Genomic DNA, 16,462 nt, shown 5'->3' with positions numbered 1-16,462 from the left:
CCCGGCCCGCGCGGGCCAGCGCCTCACCGGCCCAGGTCCCGCAGGATCTCCCGGGCCGCCCTGGCACCCGAGGCCAGCGCCCCCTGGACGGAGCCGGTGGCCCGGTGGTCCCCGCACACGTAGCGTCCCGGGCCGGTCCGGGCCGGGCGGCTGAGGGGAAGCGGCGGCGGCATCGCCGGCAGCGCGTCCGGCACCGTACGGACCGCCAGCCGGTCCCAGCCGGTGGTGTCCGTCCCGTACACCTCGGCCAGCGCCTCCCGCAGCGCGGTCTCCCGGCCCTCGGTGTCCCCGCCGAGCACCGACGTGGCGACCAGGCAGGCGCCCTCCGGCGCGTACTGCGGGACGACCTCGCTGAGCACGCAGGTGTTGAGGAAGCGGTGGCGGACGTCGGTGAGCAGCGTGGGCTCGTCGAGCGGTGCGCGGGGCGCCGCGTGGTAGTACGTCGTGACGACACGGTAGGCGGGCAGGCGCAGCCCGGGCAGCAGCGCGGCGGCCGGGCCCGGCCCGGTGGCCACCACGACGACGGGGGCCTCGAGTTCGCGGCCGGTGGCCAGTTCCACCCCGTCGTCGGTGAGCCGTTCGACGGGCGTCTCCAGGGCGAGGACCCCGGTGGGCAGCGCGCTCGCGAGCTGCCGGGAAACCGCGCCGATGCCGTCGGTCGGCAGGCACAGGGTGCCGCGCAGCATGCTGCGCCAGACGAGGTGGAAGAAGCGGCTCGAGGTCTCCAGCCCGTCCTCCAGGAAGACGCCGGACAGGAAGGGGCGGAAGAAGCGGTCGACGAACTCCTCGGAGAAGCCCGCCGCCGCGAGCGCGGTGCGCGTGGTTCTCTCCTCCCCGCGTTTCAGCGTTCCCACGGGCGCCAGCATGTAGCGGGCCGACAGGGCGCCGAGGGCGAGCAGGTCGCGGGGTCCGGCGAGCCGTCCGGGCAGCAGGTCGGCGCTCTCGCGCGGGCGCCGGGTCGGGTCCACGAAGCGGCGCCGGCCCTGCTCGGTGTGGACCAGGACTCCCGGGGTGAAGGGCCGAAGCCGCAGGTCGCGCAGGGACAGCCGCTGCCGGGACTGGGGATATGACGTGTTGAAGACCTGGAAGCCGCGATCGATGACGAAACCGTTGTGGCGGTCGGAGCGCATCCGTCCGCCCACCCCGTCCGACGCCTCCAGCACCCGGACGGCGAGCCCGGCGGCGAGCAGGTCGCGGGCGCAGGCGAGGCCCGCGAGCCCCGCCCCGGCCACCAGTACGTCGGGGGCGCCACCGGTCGCGGTCATGGGTACCACCCTTCTCGTACGGCCTGTGCGGCCGGGGGCCCGGCTCGCCGCCCTCGCGTCGTCCTGCCCCGGTTCCACGGACCGGCCGGGGTGAAACCACGCCGCCCGGTGAACGCCGGCGTCTGCGTCGTCGGCACCGTTCCCACGCCGAAGAGGTGACGCCGACGTCTACACATAAAGAGGAAATAAGAGCAGAATGTGCGGTACGCGGCGCTTCACCGCATACCGCACGCACGGCACGACGCGCGGTCAGGCCTGCGAGACCGAAGGAGACGAGTCATGGCCGACGTCTCACACACCAGAGGTGACATCACCAGCCACCCCGACGTTTCGGAGATGCGGGCCAGGTACGCCCGCATGGCCGAGGGCCGCGACGTGGCGCTCGTGGACGGACCGGTGTTCCTGCTCGGTCTGTACTGCGCCGTGTCGCCGTGGATTCTGCACTACACCACCAGCCAGCCCGCGCTCGTGACGCACAACCTGATCATGGGCATCGCGATCGGCCTGCTGGCCCTCGGGTTCACCATCACACCGGAGAGGATGTACGGCATGAGCTGGGCCATCTGCGCGATGGGCGCGTGGATGATCATCTCACCGTGGATCGTCGGCGACAGCCCGGACGCCGGAGTCGTCGTGAACAACATCGTCATCGGCGTCCTGGCCGTGCTGCTCGGAGCGGTGTGCGCGGTCACGGCGATGCGGAGCGCGTCCCGGACGTAGCGTCGCGGCTCGCTCGACGTGCCGGCCCGCCCAGCGGGCCGGCACCCGTGTTTCGGTCCGCCCAGGACTGCCCCCGCCGACCCGGGGCACCGAATAGCTGCGGGGACACACGACAGGAGGGGTGGACATGGAGATCTCGGGCATCATCAGCGCCATAGTGATCGGCATCGTCATCGGTGTACTGGGCAGGCTCGTCCTCCCCGGCCGCCAGCGGATCGGCGTTCTGTGGACGATTCTTGTGGGCATCGTGGCCGCCTTCATCGGCTCGTGGATCGCGGCCGGGCTGGACGTCGCCGACACCGACGGCGTCGACTGGGTCGAGTGGCTGATCCAGATCGCCCTGGCCGCGGTGGGCGTGGCCGCGCTGGACAGGTCGCGGGCGCGGCGCTGACGGCACGGGTCGCGGCGCGACCCGGCGGCACGCCGGCCGGAACGTTCACACGGTGAACGCTCCGGCCGGCCGCCGTGCGTGCCGCGTCACCGCCGCGACGAGCACCGAAATAGCGTTGCGTGGCGGACTTCCCCCCGGCTACGGTCTGCGGGCTTCGCCCCCGGCCCCCGGCGGCGATCGGACCCGGCGCCCGCACACCGGCGCCGGACGGACCCGCACCCGTGACTCGGAGACACCTTGCCCCTGCGCATCACCGCACTGACCGACCCCGACGTCACTGCGTCGAGCCGCAGACTGGCGTGGCTGGCCACCGGAACCGACGGGGTGCCCCTCGGTTCCGCCTTCCTGCGTCTGTTCACGCGGGAGGGCCAGCGGCACCTCGCCGAGCTGGAGGTCGCGGTGCACCCGGGTGAGCGGCGGCGGGGCGTCGGCACGCGGCTGCTGGACGCCGCCGTCGCCATGGCGCGCGACGAGGGCCGGCGGTCGGTCGTCGCACAGGCCGGGAAGGGCTCCCCCGCCGACCTGTTCCTGTCCGCGCGCGGCTTCCGGCAGGTGCTGGCCCTGACGTACGCGCGGCTGCCGCTCGCCGAGGTGGACCTCGACCGGATCGACGCGATCGCGCAGCAGCCCCGTCCCGGTTACGAGCTGACGCAGTGGTACGGCACCGTGCCACCCGCCCTGGCGCGGAGTTTCGCCGCGTCACGGCGGGCCATGGACGACATGCCGATGGAGGAGACCGACTACGGCACCGTCGTCTGGGACGTCGAGCGGGTCGTGTCGGCGGCCGAAGCCGTCGCGAGGCGCGGGGAGTCGCTGCACACCGTCGCCGCCGTGGACGTCTCCGACGGCTCGATCGCCGGATTCACGGAACTCGTGGTACCGGGCGACGGCCGGGGCGACGGACAGCACTACGGCACGGGCGTCCTGCCCGGACACCGCGGCCGCGGACTGGGCCTGTGGATGAAGGCCGAGGCCATCCGCCGCGTGCGGCAGCGCCACCCGGAGCTGTCCGGACTGCTCACCGACACCGCCGACAGCAACGCGCCGATGCGCCGCGTCAACGACACCCTCGGCTACGTACCCACGCACAGCGCGGTCGAGTACCAGCTCGCCCTCTGACACGGGGCTGCGGTCGCGCGGCATCCGGTGCTACCGCGTCCCTGCGCCGTCCGGCGTGTACACGTACGGCGTGGTCGTCGTCAGGGGCGTGAAGCCGAGGCGGGCGAGGATCGGCCGGCTCAGCGGGCCCGCGTCGACCTGGACGTAGCGGTAGCCGCGTTCGGCGGCGACGCGGGCGCGGTGGGCGACGAGCGCGCGGTAGACACCCCGGCCGCGCCACTCCCCGACCGTGCCGCCGCCCCACAGGCCCGCGAACCGTGTGCCGGGCAGGAGCTCCAGCCGGGCCGCGCCCACCGGTTCACCGCCCGCGAGGGCGAGGACGGCGACGACCGTGTCGCGGTCCCCGGCGAGCTGGTCGAGGAGCTGCCGGCGCAGCCGTGAGGCGTCCGCGCCGAAGGCCCTCTCGTGGACGTCCGCCACGAGGGCGGCACCGGCGGCGTCGGTGACGGGCAGGACGCGTACGCCTTCGGGCGGCGCCGCGTCGAGGGCCAGGTCCGCCACCTCGGCGACCATGAGCGTCTCCTCGGGCCCGGCGTCGAAACCGGCGCCGCTCAGCCGTTGCCCGAGGTTCGCCGGCCGGTCGTGGCCGTACAGCTTCCACTCGAAGGCGCGCCCGAGCCCGGTGAAGTGGCCGATCTGCCCGGCGATCGCCTCGTCCGCGCCCGCCTCGTCGAGAGCGGACCAGAGCACGCCGTTCCAGCCGTGCTCCGCACCGGTGTGACGCACCACCGCTCCGACACGCTCCACCCGGGCGCCCGGCCCCTCGGGCGGCGCGCCCTCGCGCATGTCCCGGTCGAACATGTCCCGTACCGCCGCGTGATCCATGGACGCCACCTCACCACCCCCGCGCGCGTACGGCAACGGAGTCGGGCCCGGTGCGACGCCGCCGGGAGGTGTGGGACGGGCGGGGCGGGGCAGGCGCCCCGGGTCCGGACCCATCGACCTCGCCCGGGGATCACGTGGTGCAGCACGACGAAAGGCTCGCGCCGGTACCGGCCGACGGCACGCCCACCGCGTCGTCGCCACCCGGCACCGCGGTGCCGCCCGCGCCCCGGGCCGCACGCCGGGACCCGTACTTCGACAACGCGAAGTACCTCACCATCGTCCTGGTGGTCTGCGGTCACGCGTGGGAGCCGCTGACGTACGGCAGCCGGGCCGTTACGGCCGTGTATCTGACGGTGTACGCCTTCCACATGCCGGCGTTCGCGCTGATCTCCGGATACTTCTCCCGCGGGTTCGACATGGCGCCGGGACGACTGCGCAGGCTGGTCACCGGTGTCGTAGCGCCGTACCTCGTCTTCGAGACCGCCTACACGCTCTTCTACCGCTGGGCCCAGGACGATCCGGGGTATCCGCTGAGCCTGCTGGACCCCTGGTACGTGATGTGGTTCCTGGTCGCGCTCTTCGTCTGGCGTATGACCGCCCCGGTGTGGGCGGCCCTGCGGCATCCGCTGCCGCTCGCGCTGGGCCTCGCGGTGCTGGCCTCGGTCTCACCGGAGCTCGGCGGGGACCTCGCCCTGCAACGGGTGCTCGGCTTCCTGCCGTGCTTCGTGCTCGGTCTGACCCTGCGCCCCGAGCACTTCGAGCGGCTCCGCGCCCGGCGGGTGCGGCTGGCGGCGCTGCCGGTGGCCGGCTGCGCGCTCGTGACCGCGTACGCGGTGGCGCCCCGGTTCGACGCGGGCTGGCTCTACCACCGGGGCAGTGTGACGGGCCAGGGCGCGCCGCGCTGGGCGGGCCTGCTGACCACCCCCGCGCTGTTCGTGCTCGCCCTGCTGCTGACCGCCTGTTTCCTCGCCTGGGTGCCGGGGCGGAGTCGCTGGTTCACCCCGCTCGGCGCGGGCACCATGTACGGCTATCTGCTGCACGGCTTCCTGATCAAGTCGTCGCGCTTCTGGGACTGGTACGACCGCCCCTGGCTGCACACCCCGCTCGGTGAACTCGCCGTCACCGCCGCCGCGGTCGCTGTCATGACGCTGCTGTGCACGCCCCCGGTCCGGTCCGCCTTCCGGTACGTGGTGGAGCCGCGGATGGACTGGGCCTTCCGGCCGCGCGACGGTGCCCCGGCACGGGCCGCCGGAGCCGGCGGGGGCTGAGATGCCCCCGACCGGAGCGGATGGAGCGGGACGCGGCGGGGCGTGGCCGGTGCCGCTAGCCGAGTTCGAGCGTCGTGATGCCGTAGACGCGCTCCTGGGCGAAGGCGCGCACCGGGCCCGTGTACATGCGGGCCGTCTCGAAGGACGGCGTGAGGCCGAGGCCCTCGACGAGCGCGACGGCCTCCTTGTTCGTCCCGGGCACGTCCACGGCGACGGCCTCTCCCGGCGCTCCGGCGGCCAGCGCGGTGAGCAGCGCGCGGGCGTCGTCGGCGGTGTCGGCGAACAGCGGGCCGACGCGGGGCGCTTCCCTGCCGGGGCGGACGACGCCGTAGCCGGTGACACGTCCCCGCGTGACGCGGACCAGTGCCCGGTGTCCCGGCGTCGTCAGCCAGCTCTCCAGGAACCGGGGGCGGTCGGCCGGGCAGCACGCGCTGTCGTACGCCGTGACGGCCGGCAGGTCGGCCGCCGTGACCGGCCGGACACCGGGGGCGGGCTCCCGCAGCGCGGCCTCGGGCACGACACCGCTGAACCGCGCGCTGCGGTGGGCGAGTTCGAAGCCGGACCTGCGGTAGTTGTCCTGCTGCGCCGGGACGCCGTCGAGGCCGACCGTGCGGCTTCCGGCGTGCGCCAGGGCGGTCTTCCAGGTGGCGAACCCGTATCCGCGCCCGCGCAGGTCGGGCCGTACGAGGTAGCAGCCCAGGAAGGCGTAGTCGTCGCCGTAGTTGACGACGGAGATCGCGGAGACCGGCTCGCCGCCGATCCTGCCGAGGAAGAAGCCCTCGGGGTCCTGGGCGAAGAAACTCGGGCCGTCCGACGTGCCCGGGTTCCAGCCCTCGTCCGCCGCCCAGCCGCGGATCACCGGCCAGTCGCCGGGCGAGGCCTGGGTGACGACGAGTTCGTCGGGACCCGGAGAGGTCATCGGTGCGCTCCGTTCGTAGGGGTCGCGTGGTGCGGTGATCGGCCGCACGGGGCATCCTTCCGGATCGGCGCGGCCGACGCCATGGCGCCCCGGCGCGCGCAGCGGGGCGCCGAAGGGGCGCAGGGTAGGCCACGCGGCGCCGGTCCGCCCGCCCGGAGGCAGGGGTGCGACGGCCCGCCTATGGTGATCCGGGGCGCTCGTGGCCGACGGCCGCGGCGCCCGCCCGTTCGCAGCCGGACGTCCCTGGAGGCATCCATGCTGACCGTGCACCAACGCTGTGCGTGCGCCTCGGTCGCGGCGCTGACCCTGTTCGGGGCCGGTCTTCCGCCGGCCGCGGCGGCCGGCGGGGACCCGGACCTGTCCCGGTTCTACCACCAGCGGATCACCTGGTCGGCGTGCGAGGGCGAGGGGATGCCCGAGGACATGCGGTGCGGGAAGGTGACCGTACCGCTGGACTACGAGCGGCCCGCGGACGGCACGATGGACGTGGCGCTGGCCCGCTTCCGCGCCACCGGCGGATCGCGGGGTTCCGTGTTCCTGAACTTCGGCGGCCCCGGCGGCTCGGGCATCGACCAGCTCGCCCTCGGCGGCAAGGACTTCATGGGGCTGACCGACGGGTACGACGTGGTGACCTTCGACCCCCGCGGCGTCGGCCGGTCCTCTCCGGTCAGCTGCGGCGAGACCCCCGGGCAGGCCCCGGACACCTCGGCCACGGGCCCCGGTGACGACGACCCCCGGGCCGTGCTCGGCGCACTGAAGAAGACGGCCGCCGACTGCGCCAAGCACTCCGGACCGGTCCTGGAGCACATAGGCACGGTGAACGCCGCGCGGGACATGGACGTGATGCGGCAGGCACTCGGCGACAAGAAGCTCAACTACCTCGGCTTCTCCTACGGGACGCGGCTGGGCGCGGTGTACGCGGCCCAGTTCCCCCGCAAGGTGGGCCGGATGGCACTCGACGGCGTGGACACGCTCACCGAGCCGCTGTCCGAGCAGGGCCTGGTGGCCGCCGAGGGGCAGCAGACGGCCCTGGAGAGCTTCCTCGGCTGGTGCACCGAGAACATCGCCTGCCCGTTCGGCCAGGACGCGCGCACGGCGAGGGCGCGGGTCGTCCAGCTCGCCGACTCGCTGGAGAGGGATCCCGTTCCCACCGATTTCGGCGGGCAGTTCACCGACCAGGACCTCGCGGGCGCCATCGGGCAGGCGCTGTACAGCCGGCAGATGTGGCCCGTGCTGGAGCAGGCGCTCGGCTCGCTGATCCAGGACGGCGACACCCGCGGGCTCGAACAGCTCTCGTACGGCACCGCGTTCCCGGCCACCCGGCGCCCCCTCGGCCCCGGTACCGGCGGGACGGGGGGCACGGACGGAGGGCTCGTCGACGCGGAGGACGTCCCGATGGACAACCTGCCGGCCGCCCTCATGGCCATCAACTGCGCCGACGACCCCGACCGGCTCACCGAGACCGGGGCCACCGACGAGATCGGCAGACTGCGGGCCGCGTACGAGGAGGCGTCACCCGTCTTCGGCGAGTACCGGCTCACCCAGGTCCTGATGTGCTACGGACGGCCGGCGGGCACCGACTACATCCGGGAGAAGGTGCACGACGTCGACACCGCGAAGATGCTGCTCGTCGGCACCCGCGGCGACCCCGCCACTCCCTACCGCTGGACCCTGGAGACCGCCGACCGGCTCGGCCCCTCCGCCGTCGTCCTGGACAACAGGAGCGAGGGCCACACCGGTTACGCCTCCTCCGCGTGCGTCCACAAGAAGGTCGACGACTTCCTCCTGTACGGATCCCTTCCGCACGACGGCAGTTCGTGCGGACCGGAGGACGGGGACCACTAGAGTCACCCGTTCGGAGCGGGCCGGGCTCGCGGGACGGGGGCAACCTGCGGGCCTGCTCGGCGGTCATACCGGGCAGGCGACGCCTCCCGCGCGCCACACCCGTAGGCCACCCATCAGGGGGAACCGAATCATGCGCACCCGCACCGTCCTCGCCGTCCCGACCGCCGTCGCCGCCCTCGCCCTCACGACGCCCCAGAGCTGGGCCGCCCCGTCGGCCGCCGTCTGCCCCGAGAAGGCCGTCGTCGTGTCGGCGGCGGCGACGGCCGACCCCACGGTGATCCACCTCGGCGTCACCAACCGCAGCGCGCGCCACTGCGCCGTCGACCGCTTCCCGACAGTGGTCTTCGGGGACCTCGACGGCCCGGCCGTGCCGGTGCCCCCGGCCGAGAGCGCGTCGTACCGCCTCGGCCCCGGGAGAACGGCGTACGCCGCCCTGCGGACGGTCGTCGACCCGGCGGACCCGCGGGTACGGCGGGTCGGCACGGTCGGCGTGGCGGCCGCGCCCTCCCACCACGGGCGCACCTTCACCGCGCGGGAGATCGGCGCGGGTGACGCCGTCCTCGTGTGGGAGCCGGTCACGACCTGGTGGCAGCCGTCCGCGGCGGCCGCGGACGAGGCGCTGGCGGACGCGGCCGGGTAGGCGTCCGTTGCCCCGAATGCCGTACATCCGATTCAGACCTATCGTGCTGATATGGACCAAGCCCTGAGCCCTGCGGCTCTCACCGAACTGCGCCGTCCGCGGCCCTACCCGGCGGTGTCCGTGCTGACGCCGACCCACCGCCGGGAGCCCGAGAACAGTCAGGACGCGGTGCGGCTGCGCAATGTCGTCGCCGAGGCGAAGAAGCAGCTCGAAGCCGATCCCGCGGTCACCCGCGACCGGCGCTCCGACCTCGTCCGGCAGCTCGACCAGGCGGTGGCCGAGGTGGACCTCGCACACGCCGAGGAGGGGCTGCTGATCTTCGCGGCGCCGGGCGAGCACCAGGTCTGGTCGCTCGCCCGGACGGTGCCCGAGCGAGTCGTGCTCTCGGACACCTTCCTCACCCGCAACCTCGTCGCCGCGCACGCCTCCGAGCGGGCGTTCTGGGTGCTGTCGGTCTCGGCGGACCGGATCTCGCTGTGGAACGGCGGCAACGAACGCGTCGTCGAGGAGCACAGCGGCGGGTTCCCGATGACCCGGAGCCTCGAGGACCCCGACGTCGAGCGCAACGAGCGCGTCGGGGACGTGCCCAGCACCTTCCGTGACGAACGGACACGGCAGTTCCTGCGGGAGGCCGACGTCGCCCTCGCGGCTCTCCTGCGCGAGCGGCACCGGCCGTTGTACGTCACCGGCGACCCGGCCGCGCTCGCCCTTCTCGACGAGGTCGGCACGGTCGGCCGGAGCGCCACCCACGTCACGCACGGCGGCCTCGCGCACGCGGGACCCGAGGCCGTGTGGCAGGCGGTGCGTCCGCTGGTCGCGGCAGAGGAGCGCAAGGAGGCGGACGCGGTGGCCCGGGACCTGGACGCGGCCCGCGGGCGCAAGGAGTTCGCGGCGGGGGTCGACGAGGTGTGGCAGAACGCCACCGAGGGCCGGATCCGGCTGCTGGCCGTGGAGGAGAACTACCGCGTGACGGTGCGCGACGACGGAGGCGACCATCTGGTCCCGGCCGAGGGCGGTGACCTGGACGCGCGTGAGGACGTCGTGGACGAGATCATCGAGCGCTGCCTGGACACCGGGGCCCAGGTCCGCTTCGTCCCCGACGGCTCGCTCACCGACGCCCAGGGCATCGCGGGAGCGCTGCGCTTCTGACCCCGCGATCCGGCTCCCCCTGCCGGCTCCGCGCCGCCGGCCCGGCGCGGAGCCGGCTCTTGACGGGCGTGAAAGGCTGATCACCGTACGGACCTGCGCCGACCGCGCACCGCGGGCCGTGCGCGCGGCCCCTTCCGCACGCGCGGCCCGGGCAGCCGGACAGCCGGGCCGCACGGGTGAATCAGTCGGGCGAACGGAGTGCGAGAGCATGGGCGGTCAGTTGGGCGTGGCGGTTCTCGGCGCGGGGCACATGGGTGCCGACCACATACGCCGGCTCGACCGCGTGGTGAGCGGCGCGCGGGTCGTCGCGGTGGCCGACCCCGACCGGGGCCGCGCCGAGGCGGCGACGGCGGGCATCGACGGCGTGTCGCTGCACGCCGACGCCCTGGCCGCGCTCGACGCGCCGGGAGTCGAGGCGGTACTGATCGCGTCTCCGGGTCCCGCGCACGAGGAGGCGCTGCTGGGGGCCTTCGAGCGGGGCCTGCCGGTGCTCTGCGAGAAGCCGATGGTCCCGGACTCGGCGGGCGCGCTGCGGGTGGTGGAGGCCGAGGCCCGGCTGGGCCGACGGCTGGTGCAGGTCGGGTTCATGCGCCGTTACGACGCCGGGTACCGCCGGCTCAAGTCCCTTCTGGCGAGCGGGGCGCTGGGGCGTCCGCTGATGCTCCACTGCACGCACCGCAACGTCTCCTCGCCGCCCGGCTTCACCACGGCCATGCTGGTCGACAGCTCCGTCTCGCACGAGATCGACGCGGCCCGCTGGCTGCTGGACCAGGAACTCACCGCGGTGACGGTCCTGCGCCCACGCCCCTCCGGGAACGCTCCCGAGGGGCTGGCAGACCCCCAGCTGGTGCTCTTCGAGACCTCGGGGGGCGCGCTCGTCGACGTGGAGATCTTCGTCAACTCCGGGTTCGGCTACCAGGTGCGCTGCGAGGCGGTCGGCGAGTCCGGGAGCGCCCGGATCGGTGACGAGCACGGGATGGTCGTCACCACGGCCGCCGGAGCGGTCGAGGACGTGGCCCAGGACTACCTCGTACGGTTCGCGGACGCCTACGACCGCGAGGTGCGGGAGTGGGTGGAGCAGACGCGTCGCGGCCGGGTCTCGGGCCCGAGCGCCTGGGACGGCTACGCCTCCGCCCTTGTCGCCGAGACCGGCGTCCGGTCCCAGCGCACCGGGGCCCGCCACACAGTCGAACTCGCCCCGCGCCCGGCCCTGTACACCCAAGAAGCCTGAGGCGGCCGGCAGGAACCCCTGCGGGGCCCTCCGCCCGACGCGGGGATCTCGACCGGGTGGCCCGGCGGCGTCGGCCGGGTATCGGGAGGCGACGGTGCGTCCGGGCCGGTACTGCCGACGACCGCGGCGGCCCGCGCCCTCGGGGACGTACCGGCTCAGCGCCGGGCGGGTACCGGAGCAGCGGCGGGCGGTTCTCACGGAAGGTCAGCTCTTGGTGTCCGCCGCGCCCAGGTGCGAAGTACACGGTCCACGGCCGCGAGCCGCCCGGCCGGCCACCGGGCGCTCCGGCGGGGGATTTCTCCCCATTCGAACAACTGCCCGGCATAGGCTCACGCGTGCCCGAGCACGGGCCGTGCGGGCTCAAGTACCCTGACGTGCAAGGGAGTTGATCAAAGGCCCGACGAGTCGGGCGATGCGGAGCCGCTGCCTCCGGGAGGACGGCGGCATATGCCACAAGCACCACCGCATCGTGTGTTGCCAAATGCCTTACAGCGCTCCGCGGGCTGTGCCACAGTCGTAACGGTCCTTCCGTCAGCCTTGGTCGTACCGTCCCCGCCATCGGAGTACGTCATGCCGTCCCCCCTCTCCGCGGACCGCTCAGCCGCCCCGGCGCGGCGCGGCGCGGTCGACGCGCTCATCTCGCAGACGCGGCGGCTGCGCGGCGAGATGGACGCCGTCCGGCGGGAGGCACCCGTCGACGGCACGGAGCCCGAGGACAGGTGGCAGCGCGCGCTGTGCGATCTGGCGATGCATCAGCTCGACGATCTCGACACCCATCTGGAACAGCTGCGCGACGGCCCGCCCCCCGTACCCGCCGACCCGACGGCGTCGGTGTCCGGCGCCGGGGCCCTGCCCGCCGCGTCCCCGCACGGCGCGTTGCTCAGCCGTGTCGGCAGCGCCGAATGGAATCTGCTGACGGACGAGGCCAGCTGGTCCGGCGAGATGTACCGGATCCTCGGACGCGCCCCCACCGCTCCCCCGCTCACCCTCGACGAACTGCCCTCCCTGGTGGTCGACGAGGACCGGCCGATGCTGACCGCGATGGTGACCGACTGCCTGGTCGACGCGAAGCCCATCGACGGGGAGTTCCGCGTCCGGCGTTCCGACGGCGGAGTACGGACCGTGCACATGATGGGGGAACCGGTGCTCGCCCCCGACGGCAGCACCGCCTCGATGTGGGCCGTCCTGCGCGACGTCAGCGAACTGCGCGTCAGCCAGCGGACCGTGCGCGAGAGCCACGACTCACTGCGCCGTCGGCGCGACCGCGCCCGGGCCGCCGAGCTGCGGGCCGCCGCCGAACTGCGCGAGGCCCTGCTGCCACCGCCTCGCGGGCTCCAGCGGCCGGCGCGGCGGGAGCCGGGCGCCCTCGACCTCGCCGCCCACTGTCTGACGTCCTCCGCCGGATCACCCGTCGGAGGCGACTGGTACGACGTCCTCGAACTGCCCGACGGGCAGACGGTGCTCGGCGTCGGCGACCTCACGGGCCACGGGGTGGCCGTGGCCTCCGGCATGGCGACGCTGCTCGGCGCCCTGCGCGGCACGGCGACGGCCGGCATCGCACCGGGTCGGCTGCTCGGCACGCTGAACCGGCTGGTCGACGTCTCCGCGCGGCCCGCCCTGGGCAGCGCCCTGTGCGCCCGCTACCGGCCCGGCACCCGCACCCTCACCTGGGCGCAGGCCGGGCACCCCGCCCCGCTGCTGTTCCGCGACGGGACGGGGCGCCTGCTGAGCCCACCGCGAGGCGTGCTGCTCGGGGCGGCACCGGGCACCTCGTACGGGCAGGCCGACGAAGTCCTCGAACGGGGCGACCTCCTCGTTCTGCACACCGACGGACTGGTCTCCGGGCACGGCGGACCGGCAGCCGTCCGAAGGCTCCTCGGCCTGGCCCCGCGCCTGTGCGCGGCCCGCACGGCCCAGGACTGCCTGCGGACGGTCGTGGAGGAGTTCGGTGACGCCGAGCGTGCCGACGACGCCTGCGTGCTCGTCGCCCGGATCGGCTGACGCCGTCCCCGCCGCCCCTCCCGCTTCCGCTCCGCTCTCCTAGGCGCGGGCGCTCGCGCCGCCGCGCTGCTTGGAGACCTGCTTGGAGACCTGCTTGGGAAGGGCGAGCTGGATCTCCTCCCGCAACTCGCTGATCTTCGGGTAGCCCGAGTACTGGGCGGTGAGCCGGTACATCTCGCGCAGCCGGTCCCAGGTGCGGTGGGAGGAGTTCGCCCCCATCGACACGAGGGCCAGCCGCGCGTACCGGTCGGCCTGTTCGGGATCGTCGGCGATGAAACAGGCGGAGGCCAGCGACAGCCAGTCGAAGATCTGCGACCGCTGCCGCCCGTTCTCCCGCAGTCCCAGCGCGGCCTTGGCGTGCCGCTGGGCGGTGGCCGCCGCGTCCGGGTCGTGCTCCGCGAGGGTGCGGTAGGCCAGGGCCTGCATACCGTGCAGGTCCGCCTCGTCGAACATCTGCATCCAGCTCGGCGGCGGCACGTCCCCCTTGTCGGAGACGAACAGTTCCTCCGCCTCGCCGAGCGTGCGCCGCATGGCCTGCCCCTTGCCCATCGACGCCTGCGCCCAGGCCTCGATGGTGCGGAGCATGGCCCGGGTGCGCGGCAGCGTCTCGGAGCCCGATCCCGACGTGGCGAGCTTCATCAGGTCGAGGGCGTCGTCGGGCCGACCCAGGTGCACCATCTGGCGGGCGGCGCGTGAGAGCGCCTCCCCGGCGCGCGGCCGGTCGCCGCCCTCCCGCGCCGCGTGCGCGGCGATGACGAAGTACTTCTGGGCCGTGGGCTCCAGGCCGACGTCGTGCGACATCCAGCCCGCGAGGACGGCGAGATTGGCGGCGACGCCCCACAGGCGCCGCTGGAGATGGTCGGGGTGCCGGTAGGAGAGCATGCCTCCCACTTCGTTGAGCTGGCCCACCACAGCCTTGCGCTGCAGTCCGCCGCCGCGGGCCGCGTCCCAGGCCCGGAACACCTCGACCGAACGCTCCAGTTCCTCGATCTCCTGCGACCCGATGGGAGCGGCCTCGTAGCGGTCGAACCCGGCGGGCTCGGCGCGCAGCGGATCGTGGTGCCGTGGGGCGTCGGCCGTGAGGGCCGGATCGGTGTGCAGCCAGTCGTGCATGGCGGTGCTGAGTGCGGATCCCGTGGCGAGCGCGGCGCCCGCGCCCACCAAGCCGCGTCGGTTGAGCATGAGGTCCATTCCCGTGAATTCGGTGAGGACCGCAGCAGTCCGCTCGGGCGCCCAGGGCATGTGGTCGGGATGTTCAGCGCTTCCGCCGCCTTGCCGTCCACCCACGCGCCCGTGCCGGACCAGACCGAGGTCCTCGATGGTCACGACACGGCCGAGACGCTCGGTGAACAGTGCTGCCAGCACCCTCGGCACCGGATCGCGCGGGATCTCTCCCGTGTCGATCCACCGCCGCACCCGAGAGGTGTCGGTCGCCAGCTGGGGGTGGCCCATGGCCGCCGCCTGCCGGTTGACCAGCCTCGCGAGTTCGCCCTTGGACCAGCCGGCCAGGCCGAACAGGTCCGCCAAGCGGGTGTTGGGTTGTCCGCTCACGTCAAGCCCCCAGGTTCTCGGCTGAGTTGACAGTAGCCCTCTGTCAGTTGCTGAGCGACTATTCGCCAGGGTTCGCCAGGCTGCGCCAGATGGTGTGCCAGTGGCCACCGGGTGTCAGGTAGGAATGCGCCACCCCGACCCGGTCGCGGGGACCACTCCCCAGGGTGATCCCCGTCGTCCGGGGCCGGGCAGCGCGGCAACTCGCAGGCACACGAAGGGATCTGTTCAGCCCATGTACACAGCATCGTCCTCCGTGTCCGCCCCGCCCCGGCCGCTCAGCCAGCCGCTCGGCTCCCCCCGTGCGGGGCAGGCGTCGGCCCTGGCGCGCGGCGGCCCCTATCTCGATCCCGCGCGCATGGCGGCCCCGGCGATGGATGCTGGCAGGACGCGGCGTGCGGCGGGACTCGGCACTCAACCGGTCAGCGGGAGAATCGACTTGTCCGGCCCCCAGGGCGCGCAGCTGCGCACGGCGATCACGGCGGTGCACCGCATCTGCCCGGAGTTCGCCCCGGTACAGGTGCTGCGCCGCACCGGGCGCTCGGTCCTCCTGATCGGCACCACGGGCCGCACCACCGCCGTGGCCAAGTGCTTATTGGAGCACTCAGCCCTCCGGGCCGAGCGGATGCGGCACGAAATAGCCGCCTACCGTTCCTTCGTGCGGCACCGGCCGCCGGTCCGGGCGCCCCGGCTGATCGCGGCGGACCCGGACAACTGCACCCTGGTCATCGAGCGGATGCCCGGCCGGGTGGCGGCGTTGCAGCGGCATCCGCTGGAGGCTCCGCCACGGGCCGACATCAGGGCCGCGCTGGGCGCCGTCTGCCGGCTCAACGCGTGGCGTCCGCCGGCCGGGACGTTCGGCGCCCCACTGGACTACGCGGAGCGGATCTCGCGCTTCCACGAGCTGGGGCTGCTCACGGACCGGGACATGGGCGACCTGCAGAAGCTGGTGCACGGCATCGCGCACTCGTCGGGGCGCCAGGGCATGGGCCAGTTCTGCCACGGTGACGCCCTGCTCTCGAACATCCTGCTGTCCCCAGCGGGCCCGGTCTTCGTCGACTGGGAGCACGCCGGCTGGTATCTGCCGGGGTACGACCTGGCGACGCTCTGGGCGGTGCTCGGGGACGCTCCGGTGGTCCGGCGGCAGATCAGCCAGCTCGCGCAGTCGGCGGGGCCCGCCGCGCGCGACGCGTTCCTGGTCAACCTGATGCTGGTGCTGACGCGGGAGATCCGTACCTACGAGACGGCCGTGCAGCGTTCGATGCACGACGCGGCCCCCACCGCACCAGGGCCGGCCCACCCCGGTGCCGCGCCGTCCGGCGAGGAACAGCGGCTGCTGCTGAGGCGGCTGCACGACGACTGCCAGTTGGCCCGCAGGGCTGTCCGAGCGGCGGTCGGGACTCGCTGACGGGGACGACGGTCCGCGGTGCGCCCGGGACAACGGCGCACCGCGGACCTCGTGCTGCCCCGGCACGCGTACCGCGCGACCCCGTCACCCGGGCGCCGCGCGCCCGCCTCGCCTCCACGGGATTCCGCAGGTC

The 16,462-nt window shown here is 73.9% G+C and carries 14 protein-coding genes; 10 read left to right on the top strand and 4 right to left on the bottom strand.

Features of this window, described 5'->3' with window-relative positions; translation table 11 throughout:
- Positions 1–23: 23 nt before the first annotated feature.
- On the bottom strand, positions 24–1,265 hold the full coding sequence (locus ACFY93_RS15590) for an FAD-dependent oxidoreductase (protein ID WP_391358348.1): 1,242 nt from the start codon (positions 1,263–1,265) through the stop codon (positions 24–26).
- A gap of 279 nt (positions 1,266–1,544) precedes the next feature.
- Here ACFY93_RS15590 and ACFY93_RS15585 point away from each other — a divergent pair, with 279 nt between their 5' ends.
- The 3 genes from ACFY93_RS15585 to ACFY93_RS15575 all read left to right on the top strand — a co-directional run bounded on the left by ACFY93_RS15585 (position 1,545) and on the right by ACFY93_RS15575 (position 3,495).
- Complete coding sequence (locus ACFY93_RS15585) at positions 1,545–1,985, top strand: SPW repeat protein (RefSeq protein ID WP_391358346.1); 441 nt, start codon at positions 1,545–1,547, stop codon at positions 1,983–1,985.
- Between the two features lie 127 nt (positions 1,986–2,112).
- The gene (locus tag ACFY93_RS15580) at positions 2,113–2,376 is read left to right on the top strand and encodes a GlsB/YeaQ/YmgE family stress response membrane protein (RefSeq protein WP_391358344.1); all 264 of its coding nucleotides are present in this window, start codon (positions 2,113–2,115) and stop codon (positions 2,374–2,376) included.
- Between the two features lie 237 nt (positions 2,377–2,613).
- Entirely contained in the window at positions 2,614–3,495 is an 882-nt protein-coding gene (locus ACFY93_RS15575; RefSeq protein WP_391358341.1) for a GNAT family N-acetyltransferase, read from the top strand.
- A gap of 30 nt (positions 3,496–3,525) precedes the next feature.
- Here ACFY93_RS15575 and ACFY93_RS15570 read toward each other — a convergent pair whose 3' ends face one another.
- Positions 3,526–4,320: a GNAT family N-acetyltransferase gene (locus tag ACFY93_RS15570; protein WP_391358338.1), complete on the bottom strand. Its 795-nt coding sequence runs from the start codon at positions 4,318–4,320 to the stop codon at positions 3,526–3,528.
- A 212-nt stretch (positions 4,321–4,532) separates the two neighbouring features.
- On the opposite strand from ACFY93_RS15570, the gene ACFY93_RS15565 reads away from it, so the two are divergent.
- Positions 4,533–5,588: an acyltransferase family protein gene (locus tag ACFY93_RS15565; protein ID WP_391358645.1), complete on the top strand. Its 1,056-nt coding sequence runs from the start codon at positions 4,533–4,535 to the stop codon at positions 5,586–5,588.
- 55 nt (positions 5,589–5,643) lie between these two features.
- Here the strand turns inward: ACFY93_RS15565 and ACFY93_RS15560 are convergent, their stop codons facing one another.
- Positions 5,644–6,507 carry a GNAT family N-acetyltransferase gene (locus ACFY93_RS15560; protein WP_391358336.1) on the bottom strand — a complete coding sequence of 288 codons (864 nt, stop codon included), beginning with the start codon at positions 6,505–6,507 and terminating at the stop codon, positions 5,644–5,646.
- A 255-nt stretch (positions 6,508–6,762) separates the two neighbouring features.
- Here ACFY93_RS15560 and ACFY93_RS15555 point away from each other — a divergent pair, with 255 nt between their 5' ends.
- The 5 genes from ACFY93_RS15555 (at position 6,763) to ACFY93_RS15535 (ending at position 13,373) form a co-directional block, all read left to right on the top strand.
- Positions 6,763–8,352: an alpha/beta fold hydrolase gene (locus ACFY93_RS15555; RefSeq protein WP_391358334.1), complete on the top strand. Its 1,590-nt coding sequence runs from the start codon at positions 6,763–6,765 to the stop codon at positions 8,350–8,352.
- Between the two features lie 130 nt (positions 8,353–8,482).
- A complete protein-coding gene (locus tag ACFY93_RS15550) occupies positions 8,483–8,992 on the top strand; it encodes a DUF4232 domain-containing protein (RefSeq protein WP_391358331.1) in 510 nt (169 codons plus the stop codon).
- 51 nt (positions 8,993–9,043) lie between these two features.
- Positions 9,044–10,141 (top strand): chemotaxis protein, encoded by a 1,098-nt coding sequence (locus ACFY93_RS15545; protein WP_391358329.1) that lies wholly within the window; start codon positions 9,044–9,046, stop codon positions 10,139–10,141.
- A gap of 208 nt (positions 10,142–10,349) precedes the next feature.
- Complete coding sequence (locus ACFY93_RS15540; protein ID WP_391358328.1) at positions 10,350–11,372, top strand: Gfo/Idh/MocA family oxidoreductase; 1,023 nt, start codon at positions 10,350–10,352, stop codon at positions 11,370–11,372.
- 570 nt (positions 11,373–11,942) lie between these two features.
- Complete coding sequence (locus tag ACFY93_RS15535; protein WP_391358325.1) at positions 11,943–13,373, top strand: SpoIIE family protein phosphatase; 1,431 nt, start codon at positions 11,943–11,945, stop codon at positions 13,371–13,373.
- Positions 13,374–13,412: 39 nt separating this feature from the next.
- Here ACFY93_RS15535 and ACFY93_RS15530 read toward each other — a convergent pair whose 3' ends face one another.
- Positions 13,413–14,924, bottom strand: coding sequence for a hypothetical protein (locus ACFY93_RS15530; protein ID WP_391358322.1), 1,512 nt, complete (start codon positions 14,922–14,924; stop codon positions 13,413–13,415).
- Positions 14,925–15,156: 232 nt separating this feature from the next.
- On the opposite strand from ACFY93_RS15530, the gene ACFY93_RS15525 reads away from it, so the two are divergent.
- Positions 15,157–16,329, top strand: coding sequence for a phosphotransferase (locus ACFY93_RS15525; RefSeq protein WP_391358320.1), 1,173 nt, complete (start codon positions 15,157–15,159; stop codon positions 16,327–16,329).
- The last annotated feature ends 133 nt before the right edge of the window (positions 16,330–16,462 follow it).

Origin of the sequence: Streptomyces sp. NPDC008313, assembly GCF_042956125.1 — a bacterium.
In the GTDB taxonomy this organism is placed as follows: Bacteria; Actinomycetota; Actinomycetes; order Streptomycetales; family Streptomycetaceae; genus Streptomyces.
This window is presented reverse-complemented; position numbering and strand designations above follow the sequence as displayed.